The following is a 14903-nucleotide window of genomic DNA, read 5'->3' on the forward strand; positions in this document are numbered from 1 at the left end:
CCCGCCGCAACCCGCCGCCAGCGCCCCGGCGGCCAGCACCGCCGCAGCGCCCCGCATCGCCCGGCCGCGCACCGTCCGGCCGCGCAGCGCCGCGTCGCAGACTGCCCGGCCGCGCGCCGCCGTCCACCGTCCCCGTCGCCGTGCCCCCACGAACAAAGCCGTACCCCCGTCGTTCCCCGCCGCTCGAACGACAGGAGCGTATGCCCGCCTTTGTCGCTATATGCCGCAACAGTTAGGTACTGTCCGAGTTTTTCCCTGGCGGGAGAACCGCTTGCCCACCGCTTTGCCTTTCTTTGACTCTGGCCCGTCCGGGCGGTCCTCTGACATCGTGAGTACCCGGGGAGTGCACGCTCCGCCCTCCCGCGGAGCGGCCCGGGGGCCGAGAGGTGAACGTTGATGGAGAGCCCGCGTGTCCGGCCCGGAGCCGCGCCCATGCGCGGGCTGCGCCCGACCGACCCCACCCGGGTCGGCCCGTACGTCCTGGAGTCCCGCGTCGGCGAGGGCGGCATGGGCGCGGTCTACCTCGGCCGGGGCCCGGACGGGCACCCGGTCGCGGTCAAGATCGTGCGGCCGGAGCTGGCCGACGACCGCGGGTTCCTGGCCCGCTTCCACGACGAGGCGCGCAACGCCCAGCGGGTCGCCTCGTTCTGCACCGCGCAGGTGTTGCGGCACGGCGAGGACCTGGGGCTCGCCTACCTGGTCACCGAGTACATCGACGGGCCCTCGCTGCTCCAGCACGTGTCCGACACCGGCCCGCTGTCGCCGGGGATGTTGCACGGCGTCGCGGTCGGCGTCGCGGCCGCGCTGGTCGCCATCCACTCGGCGGGCCTGGTGCACCGCGACCTGAAACCCAGCAACGTGCTGCTGTCGATCACCGGGCCGCGCGTCATCGACTTCGGGATCGCCCGCGCGCTGGACGAGGCGAGCGGGCACACCCGCACCGGCCAGGTCGTCGGCACCCCCGGCTACATCGCGCCCGAGCAGATCACCACGCAGGAGATCTCCCCGGCGGTGGACGTGTTCGCCTGGGGCTGCCTGGTCGCCTACGCCGCCAACGGCCGCAACCCGTTCGGCCAGGGCTCCCTGCAGGTCATGGTGGGCCGGGCCCTGCACGCCGAACCCGAACTGGGCGCGCTCACCGAGCCGCTGGCCGGGCTCGTCCGCGAGGCGCTGAGCAAGGAGCCCGGACGCCGCCCCACCGCGCGCGGTCTGCTGCTGAGCCTGGTCGGCGGCGGCGCGACCGAGTCCGACGTCAACACGACGCTGGGCGAGGCGTGGACGGCCCCGCCGGTGCTGCCGCCGAACCCGGGCGAGACCATGACCGACCCCGGGGCCCGCCGCGTCGCCCCGTCGCCGCCCGTGCCCACGCCCACCCCTGAGGCCGAGTCCCGGTCCAGGTCCGCGTCCGAGGCCGCGCCCGCGGCCAACGCCATGCCGCAGGCCGAGCCCCGCCCGGCGTCCGGCCGCCCGCCCGCCTTCGCGCCCGTCCCCACGCCCGACCCGACGCCCGACCCCGCCCCCACGCTCAGGGCCGAGCACGGCACCGACCCCGGCACCGACCCGGCCGCGCACCTGCCCACCGAGCCGTCCGGCCCGTCCGGCCCGCCGCCCGTCCTGCCGGTCCCGATCCCCGGCACCGACCCGGCCTCGACGTTCCCGCCCCAGCCCGTCCCCCTGCCCGCCGCGCCGCCCTCGCACCGGCGGTCGCGCCGCTCCGGGCCGCTGGCGGCGGGCGCGGCGGCCCTGCTGGTCGCGGCCGCCGCGGGCGGCACCTACCTGCTCGTGCAGGCCAGCAGCGGCGAGACCGGCGAGCCCCAGAGCGGAGGCGGCGGCAACTCCGCGGCGTCGTCCAAGTCCGGCGGCGCCGCGTCCGCCGGACCGCCCGCCGAGCCGATGCTCGTGCGCATCGACACCGAGCCGGGCTGGCCGTCGGAGTGCCACGGCGACATCGGCGTGTTCACGCCCGGCTCGGCCGCGCCCACCACGCTGGTCACCGGCGACACCTGCGACATCCTGCCCGAACGCTCCCCCGACCGGTCGCAGATCGCCTTCACCCGCACCGCCAACGGCAAGAGCGAGGCGTGGGTGACCGGGGCCGAGGGCAGCCAGCCCCGGCGCGTCACCGACCAGCTGGCGGGCGGCCGGGTCACCTGGTCACCCGACGGCAAGCTGCTCGCGTTCATGGGCCGGGCGGGCGGCGTGCGGCAGATCTTCACCGTGCCCGTGGCGGGTGGGCAGGCCCCGCGCCAGCTCACCACCGACTCCGCCGACAAGGACGACCCCATGTGGTCCGCCACCAACCGCATCGTGTTCTGGAGCAAGCGCGACGGCATCGAGCAGATCTACACCATGTCCCCCGACAGCCCCGACGACTGGACGCGCGTCACCAAGGACGACGTGCGGGCGGTCGACCCGGAGTGGTCCCCGGACGGGAAACAGATCGCCTACACGCGCGGCGCCAGCCCCCAGGCCGACATCTGGCTCGTCGGCGCGGACGGGAGCAGGCCGCACGCGCTGGTCCGCAAGTCCGGCCACGACATGGACCCCGCCTGGTCCGCCGACGGCAAGTGGATCTGCTACGCGCACGGCCCGACCGAGACGCCGCAGCTCCGCGCGGTGCGGGCCGCCGACGGCAAGGGCGACACCGTGCTCACCCCCAAGGGCCACACGCTCGGCCACCCCAACTGGTAGCTCAGCCGGTGATCATGTCCAGCCGGCGCAGGATCACGCCCTCGCGCAGCGCCCACGGGCAGACCTCCAGCTCCGGCACGCCGAACAGGTCCATCGCGGCGTCGGCCACGATCGCCCCGGCCGGGAGCTGCGGCACGCGCCGCTCCGAGACGCCGGGCAGCGCGGCGCGGTCCTCGGGCGTCATCCGGGCCAGCTTCTCGGTCAGCTCGACCAGGTCGCCGTGGTCCAGCGCGCGCTTGAGGAACGGTCCCTCCGACGACGGCGCGGCCCCGGCGATCCGGGCGAGCTGCTTGAAGGTCTTGGACGTCGCCACCGCGTGGTCGGGCGCGCCGTAGCGGGCGACCTCGCCGACCCGCCGCGCGATCTCGGCGCGCACGTGCCGGCGCAGGTTGCGCACCTCCTCCGGCGGCACCGGGTCGGCGGTGAACCAGTCGCGGGTGAGGCGGCCCGCGCCGAGCGGCAGCGAGATCGCCACGTCCGGCTCCTCGTCGATGCCCGAGGCGACCTCCAGCGAGCCGCCGCCGATGTCGACCACCAGCAGCCGCCCCGACGACCAGCCGAACCAGCGGCGCACCGCCAGGAACGTCAGCTTGGCCTCGTCGGCGCCCGACAACACGCTGATGTCCACCTGGTGGTCGGCGCGGATGCGGGCCAGGATCTCCTCGCCGTTGACGGCGTCGCGCACCGCCGAGGTGGCGAAGGCGACCAGGTCCTCCACGCCCTTGTCCTCGGCGACCTGGAGGGCCTCCTCGACGAAGGCGCGCAGCTTGTGCTCGCCCTCCTCCGACAGGCGGTCGCCGTCCTCCAGGTGGGCGGCCAGCTTCAGCTCCGCCTTGTGGGAGAACGCCGGCAGCGGGCGCGCGCCACGATGCGCGTCCACCACCAGCAGATGCACCGTGTTCGAGCCCACGTCCAGCACTCCGAGTCGCATGGCCCCAGACGCTACCGAACCGGGCACGGTCCGCGACGCCCGGATCCCCTTGCCCGACGAGCTTCCCGCCATGTCCTCAGCCGCCCTTCCCCTCGGCCAGCGTGTCCACCGCGACCGCGACGGCCAGCACCAGCGGCACGTCCGGGGTGTCGTCGGGGAGCTCCACGTCGTAGGCGTCGCGGACGCGCACCCACTTGCGGGAGATCACCGCGACCGGGCCCGCGTCGCCCTCGATGGTGTAGGTCTTGTTGAAGACGTTGCCGCTCACCGCCCACTCGCCGCCGCCGGCCAGCTCCACGGTGAACCGGTCGCGCGGCAGGTTGATCAGGTGCTTGCGCACCACGGCCGCCTGCCGCCCGTCGCGCTCGACCGTCATCGCGTTGTGGATGCCGAGCATCTTGCGGCGGATCACCGCCAGCACCGCGCCGTCGACGTCCTTCAGCTCGAAGGTCTGCCGGACGCCCAGCACCTTGCCGTCCACGTGGAAGGCCCGCTCGCCCGCCTCGTCCTCGATCCAGGAGTCGTTGCCGATGGCCACGATCCGCTCGCGCACCTTGAATCTCATCATCGACTCCTTTTTGCCCGGTTCGCCGCGTTCCGAACTCTCTACCGCCCGGCCGGACCGGGCGCCAGACCCGGCTACCGTGAGACACGTGACCCGAACGAACGGTCCGGCGGCGCAGTGGCGGGTGCCGCCCAAGCTGACCGTGCTGACCTGCGCCGCCGCCGTGCTGGTGACCCTCTGGGCGATCACCTCGATCGGCGACGCCCAGCGCCTGGTGATCGCCTCGATCGGCGCGGCCGGGCTGCTCGCGCTCGCGCTGCGCGACCTGGTGGCCCCGGTGCGGCTGGCCGCCGACGCCGACGGGCTGACGGTGGTCAGCGGCTACGCCCGGCGGGTGCGGGTGCCGTGGGAGGACGTCCAGGTGATCCGGGTGGACGAGCGCCGCCGCTGGGGCCTCCGCTCGCGGCTGCTGGAGATCGACACCGGCGACGACGTCCACCTGCTCAGCGCCATGGACCTGGGGGCCGACGTGTGGGACGCCGCCGACGAGCTGGCCCGGCTGCGCCCCGCCGCCTAGCGCGGGGCCCGTGCGGGGCCCGTGCGGGGACGCGCGCCGTTGGCTTCGGAGGTTAGGTAGACCTAACATCGAGCCGACGCCTCCGGCCGCCGCCGGTCCGCCGACTCTGGAACGGGGAACCCCGCGATGCGAGACACCTTCTGATGCGCGACACCTTCTGGGGCATGCCGCTGTGGCTGGGCGTCGTGGTGGCGGTCGCGATCATCTTCGTGCGCGGCCTGGTGTACTACGGGATCGGCCGGGGCGTCGGGCCGAGGATCTACACCTCGCGGCTCGGCCGCAAGATCGGCGAACACCGGTTGCGGCGGGTGGAGGCGCTGGTGGCGCGGCGCGGGATGCTGGCGATCGTCGGCGCGCACTGGGTGGCCGGGATCCGGCACGCGATCCCCGTCTGCGCCGGGGTGATGCGGATGCCGCTGCCCCGGTTCATGCTCGCGTCGCTGGTCGGCGCGTTGTTGTGGACGCCGCCGTGGGTGGTCGGCGGGTACGCGGTGGTGTGGGGCTGGCTGGAGGTCTTCGGGCGGTCGCCGCTGGCGCTGGCCGGGCTCGTCGCGGCCGTCGTGCTGCTGGTCGGCGGGCTGGTGGCCCTCCGGCGCCGCCGGGCGGCGACGCCGGAAGGACCTGACCAGGAGAACGAGGATCAGTCCGACGGCTCGCCGGGCGGCTCCTCGGACAACTCGCCGGGCAGCTCGCCGGGCAGCTCGTCCATGCCCGTCGGGTAAGAACTCTGCGCGCCCGGCCGCCGCACGGCGGCCGCCCCGACCCGCACCGCGAACCGGGCGGCGGTCTCCAGGTCGTCGCCGCGCGCCAGCCGCAGGCACAACGCGGCGGTGAAGGCGTCCCCCGCGCCCGTGGTGTCCACCGGCTCCACCTTCGGCGACGGCACGGCCGCCGTGACCGTCCCATCCGCCACCAGCGCCCCGTCGGCCCCCAGGGTGATCACGACCGAGCGGGGGCCGCGCTCCAGCAGCGCCGCCGCCAGCACGGCCGGGTCGTCGCCCGCGCCGTGCTCGGGCAGCAGGAACGCCGCCTCGTGCTCGTTGACCACCAGCGGGTCGCACAACGCCAGCAGCTCGTCCGGGACGGCGGCGGCGGGCGACAGGTTGAGCACCACCCGGGCTCCCCCGGCGGCCGCCGCGCGGGCGGCCGCCAGCACCGTCTCCTGCGGGACCTCCAGCTGGAACGACACCACCGCCGCGCCCGCGACCAGGTCGCGGGCCGCCGCCACGTCGTCCGGCGCGAGCCGGGCGTTGGCCCCGGGCGAGACGATGATGCTGTTGTCCCCGCCCGGGTCCACGGTGATCAGCGCGACGCCGGTGGGGCCCGGCGTGGTGATCAGGTGCGTCAGGTCCACGCCCGCGTCGGCCAGCGACGCGCGCAGCAGCTCCCCGTGCCCGTCGTCGCCGACCCGGCCGAGGATCGCGACCCGGCCGCCCAGCCGGGCGGCGGCGACCGCCTGGTTGGCGCCCTTGCCGCCCGGGTGGGTGGCGAGGTCGGAGCCCAGCACGGTCTCCCCCGCGGCGGGGCGGCGCTCCACGCCGACCACCAGGTCGGCGTTGACCGACCCCACCACGACGACTTCCTGCTGCTCAGGCACCTGCTGGGCTGGCACGGGGACTCCTGTCACGAGGTGGCGAACTCGGCGGCGTTCTGCCGGGTCGCCATCTTCACCGGCACCGCCTGGGTCGGGTCGATCCTGTCACCCTGGGCGGCCTTGACCGCGCTCTGCACCGCCATCTGGCCGAGCAGCCGGGGCTGCTGGGCGACGGTGGCGCTGAGCGTGCCCGCCTGGACGGCCTTGATGCCGTCGGGCGTGCCGTCGAAGCCGACGACCTTGACCTGCCGCCCGGCCTTGCCGCCCAGCGCCTTGACCGCGCCGAGCGCCATCTCGTCGTTCTCGGCGAACACGCCGGTCACGTCGGGGTTGGACTGCATGAGGTTGGTCATGACGTCCAGGCCCTTGGTGCGGTCGAAGTCGGCGGGCTGCTTGGCGACCACCTCGATGCCGGGGAACTTCTTGATGCCCTCGGCGAAGCCCTGGCCGCGCTCGCGGGAGGCCGAGGTCCCGGCCTGCCCCTGGATCCAGGCGACCTTGCCCTTGCCGCCCATGTCCTTGGCGAGCTGCTCGGCCGCCAGCCTGCCGCCCGCGACGTTGTCGGAGGCGATCATCTGGGCGACCTTGGCGCCGTTGACGCCGCGGTCGGCGGCGACCACCGGGATGTCGGCGCGCTCGGCCGCCTGGACGGCGGGCGCGGCAGCGTCGGAGTCCACCGGGTTGACGACGATGGCCTTGACGCCCTGGCTGATGTAGTTCTGCACCTGGTTGACCTGCTGGGAGGCGTCGTTCTGCGCGTCGCCCACCGTCAGCGCCACGCCCTGCTTCTTCGCCTCGTCCTCGGCGCCCTGCCGGAACTGCACGAAGAAGGGGTTGTTGAGGGTGGACACCGACAGGCCCATCTTCAGGTTGCCGCCCCCGGCCGCGCCGGTGGTGCCGGTCTTGGAGCCAGTGGAGGCCACGCCCACCGCGATGGCGGCGACGACCGCCACGACCGCGACGCCGCCGACCCAGAAGGTGGCCGGGCGCATCCGCAACCCGCGCCGCCGCACGGTGTCCAGCAGGACCGCCAGCGCGATCACGACGCCGATCACGACCTGCTGCCAGAACGCCGACACCGACAGCAGGTTCAGGCCGTTGCGCAGCACCGCGAGGATGAGCGCGCCGACCAGGGTGCCGAACGCCTTGCCCTTGCCGCCCGACAGGCTCGCGCCGCCGATGACGACCGCGGCGATCGCGTCCAGCTCGTAGCCGTTGGCGGCCTGCGGCTGCGCCGAGGCCAGGCGGCTGGCCAGCACGATGCCGGCGACGGCCGCGAACGCGCCCGACAGGGCGTAGGTGACGAGCTTCTGGCGGTTCACCCGGATGCCCGACAGGCGGGCTGCCTCCTCGTTGCCGCCGATGGCGTACATCGCGCGGCCCGAGTAGGTGCGGGCCAGGATCAGCGCGGTCAGCAGGCCCATCGCGATCATGATGAGGACCGGGACCGGCAGGTAGGAGCCGATGGTGTCGCCGAGGTGGGTGACGGCCGAGGGCAGCGCGATCGGGCTGCCGTCGGAGATCACCAGGGCCAGGCCGCGCGCCACGCCCAGCATCGCCAGCGTGGCGATGAACGGCGGGAGTTGGCCGTAGGCGATCAGCGCGCCGTTGACCAGGCCGGCGGCGACGCCGACCACGATCGCCAGCACCAGCGCCAGCGGCCAGGGCACGCCGCCCTCGGTGGCGGTCCAGGCCAGCACCACCGCCGACAGCGCGGCGACCGCGCCGACCGACAGGTCGATCCCGGCGGTGACGATGACGAAGGTGACGCCGAAGGCCAGGATGGCGGTCACGGCCGCCTGCACCCCGACGTTCAGCAGGTTGGTCACCGTCAGGAAGTCGCCCGACAGCAGGGCCAGGGCGACCACCAGGACGACCAGGCCGATCAGCGCGCCGTTCTCGCCCAGCAGGCGCAGCGCGGTCCGTCCCGCGCCGCCCTCGTTGTTGTGCGGCTGCTCGCGCAGCGTGTCCGCGGACATCACGATCCTTCCCCCGCGTCGGTACCGTGGGCGCCGGAGACGGCCAGCGCCATCACCGCGTCCTGTGTGGCCTCCTCGGCCTCCAGCGCGCCGGCCAGGCGGCCGCGCGCCATCACCAGCACCCGGTCGCTCATGCCCAGCACCTCGGGGAGGTCGCTGGAGATCATGAGCACCGCGTGCCCGGAGGCGGTCAGAGAGTTGATCAGCCGGTAGATCTCGACCTTGGCGCCGACGTCGATGCCGCGCGTCGGCTCGTCGAGGATCAGCACCCGGGCGTCGGCCAGCAGCCATTTGCCGATGACGACCTTCTGCTGGTTGCCGCCCGAGAGCGTGCGGACCTCCTGGCGCAGGCCGCTCATCCGCACGTTCAACTGCTTCGCGATATCGGCGGCCTTCCGGCGCTGCCCGGCCCGGTCCACAAGGCCGCCCTTGACGGCCTTGTTCAGCGTGACCATGCCGAGGTTCTCGGCCACGTCCGCGCCCAGCACCAGCCCCTGGCCCTTACGGTCCTCGGGGACCAGGCCGAGGCCAGCCTCCATCGCGGCGTGCACGTCGCCGCCGGGCAGCGCCGCGCCGCCGACGACGACCTCGCCGCTGTCATAGCGGTCGGCGCCGAACACCGCGCGGGCCACCTCGGTACGGCCCGCGCCGACCAGCCCGGCGAGACCGACGACCTCGCCCGCGCGCACCTCGAAGGACACGCCCTCGAAGACGCCGTCGCGGCCCAGGCCGCTGACCTTGAGCAGCGGCTCGCCCGCCTTGGAACGTTCCCGCGGGTACTGCTGCTCAATGGACCGGCCCACCATCAGGCGCACCAGCTCCTCTTCGGGGGTGTCGGCGGGCACCTGCGCCACCGACCTCCCGTCGCGCAGCACCGTCACCCGGTCGCCGACCTGCGGGATCTCCTCCAGGTGGTGGGTGATGAACACGATCGCCACGCCCTGGTCGCGCAACGTCCGGACGATCGCGAACAGCCGCTCCACCTCGCCGGTGGTCAGCACCGCGGTCGGCTCGTCCATGATCAGCACGCGCGCGTCCAGGCTCAGCGCCTTGGCGATCTCCACCATCTGGGCGCGGGCGATGCCGAGGTCGCCCATCCGGCGGCCCGGCTCGGCGTCCACCCCGACCCGCTTCAGCAGGTCGCGGGCGGCGGCGTCCATCGCGCGCCGGTCGACCAGGCCGAACCGGCGCGGCTGGCGGCCGAGGAACAGGTTCTCGGCGACCGTCAGCTCGGGCACCAGGTTGAACTCCTGGTAGATGGTGGCGATCCCGAGCTTGGCGGCGTCCTCGGCCGAGCGGATCTCCACCGCGCGGCCGTCCACCTCGATCTCGCCCCCGTCGGGGCGGTGCGCGCCCGACAGCGTCTTGATCAGGGTGCTCTTGCCCGCGCCGTTCTCGCCGAGCAGCACGTGCACCTCGCCGGGGCGCAGGTCGAAGTCCACCCCGTCCAGGGCGACCACGCCCGGGAAGCCCTTGCGCAGGCCGCGCACGCGCAGCAGCGGTGGGGCCTGCCCGGCGGTCTGTCCGGTGGCCGAAGTCATCAGCCGCTCCCTTCCGTTTCCCCGCAGGAACGCCGTACCAGCAGCCGCGCCTGGAGGACCACCGGCTCCACCGGGCGGCCCGCGACGCGCTCGGCGAGCGCGCGCACGGCCCGGCGGCCCAGGTCCTGGACGGGCTGGCCGATCGCGGTGATCGGCGGGTCGAGATGGGTGAACCAGGGCACGTCGTCGTAGGACGCCAGGCCCACGTCCCCGGGGATGCGCAGCCCGCGGGCGCGGATCTCGTCCAGCGCGCCCAGGGCCATCAGGTTGTCCCCGGCGAAGATCACTTCCGGCGGCTCGGGCAGCTCCAGCAGCCGCGCCGCCCCGGCCCGGCCGCTGGCGGCCTGGAAGTCCCCGGCCTCCAGGTACTCCGGCCGCACCTCCAGGCCGTGCCGGGCGAGCGCGGAGATGAACGCGTCGGTGCGCTCGCGGCCGGTCGACAACAACGCCGGACCGGACACGAACGCGATCCGGCGGTGCCCGAGCCGCTTGAGATGGGCCACCAGCGCGTCCACGGCCGCCGCCCCGTCGGCGCGCACCGCCGGGACCTCCAGCCCCGGCAGCGTGCGGTCCAGGAAGACCAGCGGCAGCCCGGCCGCCACGGTGTCGCGCACCAGCGGGGTGATCTCGGCGGTGGGGCACAACAACAACCCGTCCACCCGCTGCTCCAGCAGCGTGCGCACGTAGTGGTCCTGCCGCTCGGGCCGCTCGTCGGCGTTGCCGATCACCACCGACAGGCCCAGCGTGCGGGCCTCGTCCTCCACGGCGCGGGCCAGCTCGGTGAAGAAGGGGTTGAGGATGTCCCCGATCACCAGGCCGATCGTGCGGGTGGCGTCGGTGCGCAACGAGCGGGCGACCGCGTTGGGGCGGTAGCCCAGCTCGTCCACCGCCGCCTGTACCCGGGCGCGCGCGCCGGGACTCACCGCGGCGCTGTCGTTCAGCACCCGCGAGACGGTGGCCACCGACACTCCCGCCAGCTTGGCCACGTCCTTCACGCTCGCCATCGTCACCTCCCCGGTCCTGTTCGACACTTCCAATGTAAACGATTACACGCGATGTGGTGTAAACGATTACACGATGCGCGGCGATCCGCGCAAGACCGACGGTGGAACGGCCTCGTTCCCGGCTCTGGCCACCCGGCCGTTCCGCTACGGTGACCCGGTGAACGAGGTGCGTGACTCCAGGGTGGCCCGCCGGGTCGGCGAGGCCGCCGACGAGCTGGTGCGGCGGTCCCGGTCGGTGTCGGCGGTGGAGGTGTTCGTCCGGCTGCGCTGGCTGAAGCAGGCGCAGGTGACCGAGTGGCGGCAGGGCCGGGTGGACCCGTTGTCGGCGGCGATGACCGTGCGGCCCGACCGGCTGGCCGCCGCCGCGCGGGCGCTGGGCGAGTGGGCGCGCGAGCGCGGGCTGGAGCCCGTCGAGGCCGCCTACACCGCCGCGACGCGCGACCGGCGTCCGCTGCGCTTCACCGAGGAGTCCGGCGGGGACGGCGGCGAGGACGCGTTCCGGACGCACTGGGTCTCCCCCGGCATGACCGCCGCGCAGCGCGCCCGGCTGGCCGCCAAGCTCGACCAGGCCCCCGACCTGGAGGCGCTGGTCCCGGCCGACCCCGGCTGGGGCTGCCCGTCCTGCCATCGCACCGGCGGTTTCCAGCTGATGGAGGACGGCGCGCCGCTGTGCCTGTCCTGCGCCGACCTGGACCACCTGGTGTTCCTGCCGTCCGGCGACGCGGCGCTGACCCGGCGGGCCAAGAAGGAGAGCCGCCTGTCGGTGGCGGTCGTGGAGCACAACCGCCGCCGCAAGCGGTACGAGCGGCGCGGCCTGCTGGTGGAGGAGGCGGCGCTGGAGCGCGCCGAGGAGCAGTGCCTGGCCGACGAGGACCTGCGGGCGCGCCGCCGCGACCGTGATCGCGAGCGGCGCGCGACGCAGGACGTGGAGTTCCAGGAGGCGATGGCGGCGCAAGTCAGGCGGCTGTTCCCGGGCTGCCCGGCCGACCGCGCCGAGGAGATCGCGCGGCACGCCGGGCAGCGCGGCAGCGGGCGGGTCGGCCGCACGGCGGCCGGGCGCGAGCTGGAGCCGGAGGCGGTCACGCTGGCGGTGATCGCCTCGGTGCGGCACCGGGACACCGACTACGACGACCTGCTGATGGCGGGGGTGCCGCGGACCGTGGCGCGCACCCGGATCCGCGGCACCGTGGACGCCGTGCTGGCCCGCTGGCGGGCCTGAGTCGCGCTCGCGGGCTCAGGCCCGAGGCGCTGACGGGCCTGGGGCGCGCTTGCGGGCTCGGGCCTGGGACGCGTTGGCGGGCCTGGGGCCGCTATCCGCGTCCGGCCAGGAAGTCGGCGCGGGCCTCGACGGCGGTGTCGGGGTTGTCGCTCCAGACGCCGTCGATGCCGGTCCTGAAGAAGAGCCCGTACTCCTTGAACGCCTGGCCGTAGTCGGCGGGGACGGTGCCGACGCGCAGGTCCTTGGGCAGGAACTGGTTCTCGTTGCGGAAGGTGTAGACGATGACCTTGAGCCCGGCCTTGTGGGCGTCCTTCACCAGCGGGGTGGGGGCGCCGATGGTGCCGTCCGCCTTGTTGGGGATCACCCGGGTCTTCTCGGGCCCGACGAGGTCGGCGTAGGTGGAGATCTCCTTCAGCCCGGCGGGGGTGACCATGTCGTCGAAGGTCGGGCCCTTGCCCGCCACGACGGTGTCGTAGGGCGCGCCGGAGGTGGAGATCGCCTGGAGCACCGACACCTTGAGGCCCTTGTCGAGGATGCGCAGGCTGGTGGGCTCGAACGACTGGACGATGGCGCGGCCGTCGCGGTCGTCCAGGCCGTTGCGGCGCAGCGTCCTGATCAGCGTCTCCTCCAGCGGCAGCCCGATCGACCGGAAGTAGGTCGGGTGCTTGGTCTCGGGGAAGACGCCGACGCGCCGGTCGTACTTGCGGCCGAGCCGCTTGGCGAGGTCGATGACCTCCTGGAGGGTGGGCACCTCGTAGCGGCCGTTGTAGAGGGTGTTGCGCCTGCGGACGTCGGGCAGCCGCTCGACGGCGCGCAGCGTCTTCAGCTCGGCGAGGGTGAAGTCCTCGGTGAACCAGCCGGTGACGTTCTGGCCGTCGATCTTCTTGGTGGTCCGGCGGGCGGCGAACTCGGGGCGGCTCGCCACGTCGGTGGTGCCGCCGATCTCGTTCTCGTGCCGGGCGACGAGCTGGCCGTCCTTGGTGGGCACGAGGTCGGGCTCGATGTAGTCGGCGTTCAGCTGCACGGCCAGCTCGTAGGAGGCCAGCGTGTGCTCGGGCCGGTAGCCGGGCGCGCCCCGGTGGCCGACGACCAGGGGCCGGACCCCGGGGCCGTGGTCGGGCGCGGCCTCGGCGGGACCGGTCAGCGCCAGCAGCGGCAGCAGCACGGCGCCGGCCGCCAGCAGGGCGGCGCGGGCGCGGCCTTTCTTGGATGCACCGGCGGGCATGGGGGCTCCTCTCCCGGCGGCCTCCCCGGCGACCGCCGCCGGAAGATCACCGCTCCCGGAAGGTAACCGGCGGCGGGCGCCCCGGCCAGGAGCCGTCCAATGGCGGCCTGGCCAACCTTGGACGGCGGATCGGTGAACGCGGCCATGCCGCCGATCGCACTATGAGTGACCAGGATCATACTGTGCGTGACTGATCCCGATAGAGTGGTTCATATGATGAGACGCATGAGAGCGGGGCTGGTCACGCTGGCGCTGGCCGTCCCACTGGTGCTGATGGCCTGCGGGCCGGCCTCGTCCGATGATGGCGGAGGCGACGGCGACGCGGGCGGTCCGGCGGGGACGCCGGTCGGGCCGGGCGAGGTCTTCACGCTGGCGCCGGGCGGCTCGGCCCGGCTCGCCGACGGCGCGCTGACGGTCACGTTCAAGGACGTCGCCGGGGACAGCCGCTGCCCGACCGGCGCGCAGTGCATCTGGGAGGGCGACGCGACGGTGGCGGTCTCGGTGGCCGAGGGCGGCGGCGCGCCCGCAGCGCACGAGTTGCACACCACGCTCCAGCCCGGCGAGGTCGCCGTGGGTGGGTACACGTTGCGGCTGGTCGCGCTCAACCCCTATCCGGAGCAGGGCGATCCCATCGGGGCGGGCGACTACCGGGCCGACTTCACGCTGACGCCGAACTGACGCTGGGCTGACGCTGGGCTGACGCTGCACTAACGCGACGGCCGCGGCCCGGTGGGTGTCCGGGCCGCGGCCGATGTGACGCGAATGTCAGCGCACGTCGAAGGTGGCCGGGTCCGGGCCGATCCGGGCCTCGCTGTCCAGGTCGGCGATCGCCGCCAGGTCGTCGCCGGTCAGCTCGAAGTCGAACACGTCGAAGTTCTCCGCGATGCGCGACGGGGTCACCGACTTGGGAATGACGACGTTGCCGATCTGGAGGTGCCAGCGCAGCACCACCTGCGCGGGCGTCCTGCCGTGCGCCTTGGCGATCACGGCGAGCGCCGGGTCGTCCAGCAGCCCCTGCCCCTGGCCGAGCGGGCTCCACGCCTCGGTGTGAATACCGTGCTCCTGGTGGAACTCGCGCAGTCCGTTCTGCTGGAGGTAGGGGTGCAGCTCGATCTGGTTGACGGCCGGGACGACGTCGGTCTCCTCGATGAGGCGCTGCAGGGTCTCGACGGTGAAGTTGGAGACGCCGATGGCGCGGATGCGGCCGTCGGCGTGCAGCTTCTCCATGGCGCGCCAGGTGTCGAGGTAGGTCCCGACCGTCGGCATGGGCCAGTGGATCAGGTACAGGTCGAGCTGGTCGAGGCCGAGCCGCTCCATGCTGGCGTCGAAGGCGCGCAGCGTCTGGTCGTAGCCCTGGTCGCTGTTCCACAGCTTGGTGGTGACGAACAGTTCCTCGCGCGGCAGCCCCGAGGCGCGCAGGGCGCGGCCCGTGCCCTCCTCGTTGTCGTAGATGCGCGCGGTGTCGATGCTGCGGTAGCCGGTGTCGAGGGCGGTCCGCACCGCGCGCTCGGCCTCGTCGTCGGCCACCTGCCAGACACCGAAGCCGAGCTGCGGCATGGTGATCCCGTTGTTGAGCGTGACGTCGGGCGTGCCCACTGTCCCCCCTGGTCGTGAGTTCGGTGCCGGATGCGTCGGCA

At 74.0% G+C, this 14903-nt stretch carries 13 protein-coding genes; 5 read left to right on the top strand and 8 right to left on the bottom strand.

From position 1 onward, the window contains the following. Positions 1-396 precede the first annotated feature (396 nt). Positions 397-2691, top strand: a complete 2295-nt coding sequence (locus AH6_RS16770; protein ID WP_157431528.1) for a protein kinase domain-containing protein — start codon at positions 397-399, stop codon at positions 2689-2691. Between the two features lies 1 nt (position 2692). Here AH6_RS16770 and AH6_RS16775 read toward each other — a convergent pair whose 3' ends face one another. Both AH6_RS16775 and AH6_RS16780 read right to left on the bottom strand, forming a co-directional pair. Continuing rightward, positions 2693-3622, bottom strand: a complete 930-nt coding sequence (locus tag AH6_RS16775; protein ID WP_067480605.1) for a Ppx/GppA family phosphatase — start codon at positions 3620-3622, stop codon at positions 2693-2695. A 76-nt stretch (positions 3623-3698) separates the two neighbouring features. Continuing rightward, positions 3699-4190 carry an LURP-one-related/scramblase family protein gene (locus AH6_RS16780; RefSeq protein WP_307190388.1) on the bottom strand — a complete coding sequence of 164 codons (492 nt, stop codon included), beginning with the start codon at positions 4188-4190 and terminating at the stop codon, positions 3699-3701. 85 nt (positions 4191-4275) lie between these two features. Between AH6_RS16780 and AH6_RS16785 the strand changes: the two genes are divergently transcribed. Together AH6_RS16785 and AH6_RS16790 are read left to right on the top strand one after the other, a co-directional pair. Next, positions 4276-4704: a PH domain-containing protein gene (locus AH6_RS16785; RefSeq protein WP_245679343.1), complete on the top strand. Its 429-nt coding sequence runs from the start codon at positions 4276-4278 to the stop codon at positions 4702-4704. 143 nt (positions 4705-4847) lie between these two features. After that, complete coding sequence (locus tag AH6_RS16790; protein WP_067480614.1) at positions 4848-5426, top strand: DedA family protein; 579 nt, start codon at positions 4848-4850, stop codon at positions 5424-5426. Here the strand turns inward: AH6_RS16790 and AH6_RS16795 are convergent. The 4 genes from AH6_RS16795 to AH6_RS16810 are packed head-to-tail and all read right to left on the bottom strand — an operon-like array spanning position 5345 to position 10822. Beyond that, on the bottom strand, positions 5345-6316 hold the full coding sequence (locus AH6_RS16795; protein ID WP_245679344.1) for a ribokinase: 972 nt from the start codon (positions 6314-6316) through the stop codon (positions 5345-5347). The genes AH6_RS16790 and AH6_RS16795 overlap by 82 nt on opposite strands. An 11-nt stretch (positions 6317-6327) precedes the next feature. After that, a complete protein-coding gene (locus AH6_RS16800; RefSeq protein WP_067480617.1) occupies positions 6328-8277 on the bottom strand; it encodes an ABC transporter permease/substrate-binding protein in 1950 nt (649 codons plus the stop codon). Continuing rightward, the gene (locus AH6_RS16805; protein ID WP_067480620.1) at positions 8277-9818 is read right to left on the bottom strand and encodes a sugar ABC transporter ATP-binding protein; all 1542 of its coding nucleotides are present in this window, start codon (positions 9816-9818) and stop codon (positions 8277-8279) included. Before AH6_RS16805 ends, AH6_RS16800 begins: the two co-directional genes overlap by 1 nt. Further along, positions 9818-10822 carry a LacI family DNA-binding transcriptional regulator gene (locus tag AH6_RS16810; RefSeq protein ID WP_067480623.1) on the bottom strand — a complete coding sequence of 335 codons (1005 nt, stop codon included), beginning with the start codon at positions 10820-10822 and terminating at the stop codon, positions 9818-9820. Before AH6_RS16810 ends, AH6_RS16805 begins: the two co-directional genes overlap by 1 nt. A 73-nt stretch (positions 10823-10895) precedes the next feature. On the opposite strand from AH6_RS16810, the gene AH6_RS16815 reads away from it, so the two are divergent. Next, the gene (locus AH6_RS16815; RefSeq protein WP_083982979.1) at positions 10896-12041 is read left to right on the top strand and encodes a DUF2293 domain-containing protein; all 1146 of its coding nucleotides are present in this window, start codon (positions 10896-10898) and stop codon (positions 12039-12041) included. A 91-nt stretch (positions 12042-12132) separates the two neighbouring features. Here the strand turns inward: AH6_RS16815 and AH6_RS16820 are convergent, their stop codons facing one another. Continuing rightward, a complete protein-coding gene (locus AH6_RS16820; RefSeq protein ID WP_067480626.1) occupies positions 12133-13266 on the bottom strand; it encodes a glycerophosphodiester phosphodiesterase in 1134 nt (377 codons plus the stop codon). Between the two features lie 225 nt (positions 13267-13491). Between AH6_RS16820 and AH6_RS16825 the strand changes: the two genes are divergently transcribed. Next, a complete protein-coding gene (locus AH6_RS16825) occupies positions 13492-13944 on the top strand; it encodes a hypothetical protein (protein ID WP_067480629.1) in 453 nt (150 codons plus the stop codon). Between the two features lie 87 nt (positions 13945-14031). On the opposite strand, the gene AH6_RS16830 is transcribed toward AH6_RS16825, so the two are convergent. Beyond that, on the bottom strand, positions 14032-14823 hold the full coding sequence (locus AH6_RS16830) for an aldo/keto reductase (protein WP_067480842.1): 792 nt from the start codon (positions 14821-14823) through the stop codon (positions 14032-14034). Positions 14824-14903: the final 80 nt, after the last annotated feature.

It is taken from the genome of Actinomadura hibisca NBRC 15177 (genome assembly GCF_001552635.1).
Taxonomy (GTDB): Bacteria; Actinomycetota; Actinomycetes; order Streptosporangiales; family Streptosporangiaceae; genus Spirillospora; species Spirillospora hibisca.

Coding starts and splice junctions, on each gene's coding strand:
- AH6_RS16820 (WP_067480626.1), bottom strand. CDS start 13,266: ATGCCCGCCGGTGCATCCAAGAAAGGCCGCGCCCGCGCCGCCCTGCTG.
- AH6_RS16805 (WP_067480620.1), bottom strand. CDS start 9,818: ATGACTTCGGCCACCGGACAGACCGCCGGGCAGGCCCCACCGCTGCTG.
- AH6_RS16815 (WP_083982979.1), top strand. CDS start 10,896: ATGCGCGGCGATCCGCGCAAGACCGACGGTGGAACGGCCTCGTTCCCG.
- AH6_RS16775 (WP_067480605.1), bottom strand. CDS start 3,622: ATGCGACTCGGAGTGCTGGACGTGGGCTCGAACACGGTGCATCTGCTG.
- AH6_RS16825 (WP_067480629.1), top strand. CDS start 13,492: ATGAGAGCGGGGCTGGTCACGCTGGCGCTGGCCGTCCCACTGGTGCTG.
- AH6_RS16830 (WP_067480842.1), bottom strand. CDS start 14,823: ATGCCGCAGCTCGGCTTCGGTGTCTGGCAGGTGGCCGACGACGAGGCC.
- AH6_RS16770 (WP_157431528.1), top strand. CDS start 397: ATGGAGAGCCCGCGTGTCCGGCCCGGAGCCGCGCCCATGCGCGGGCTG.
- AH6_RS16810 (WP_067480623.1), bottom strand. CDS start 10,822: ATGGCGAGCGTGAAGGACGTGGCCAAGCTGGCGGGAGTGTCGGTGGCC.
- AH6_RS16790 (WP_067480614.1), top strand. CDS start 4,848: ATGCGCGACACCTTCTGGGGCATGCCGCTGTGGCTGGGCGTCGTGGTG.
- AH6_RS16800 (WP_067480617.1), bottom strand. CDS start 8,277: ATGTCCGCGGACACGCTGCGCGAGCAGCCGCACAACAACGAGGGCGGC.
- AH6_RS16780 (WP_307190388.1), bottom strand. CDS start 4,190: ATGATGAGATTCAAGGTGCGCGAGCGGATCGTGGCCATCGGCAACGAC.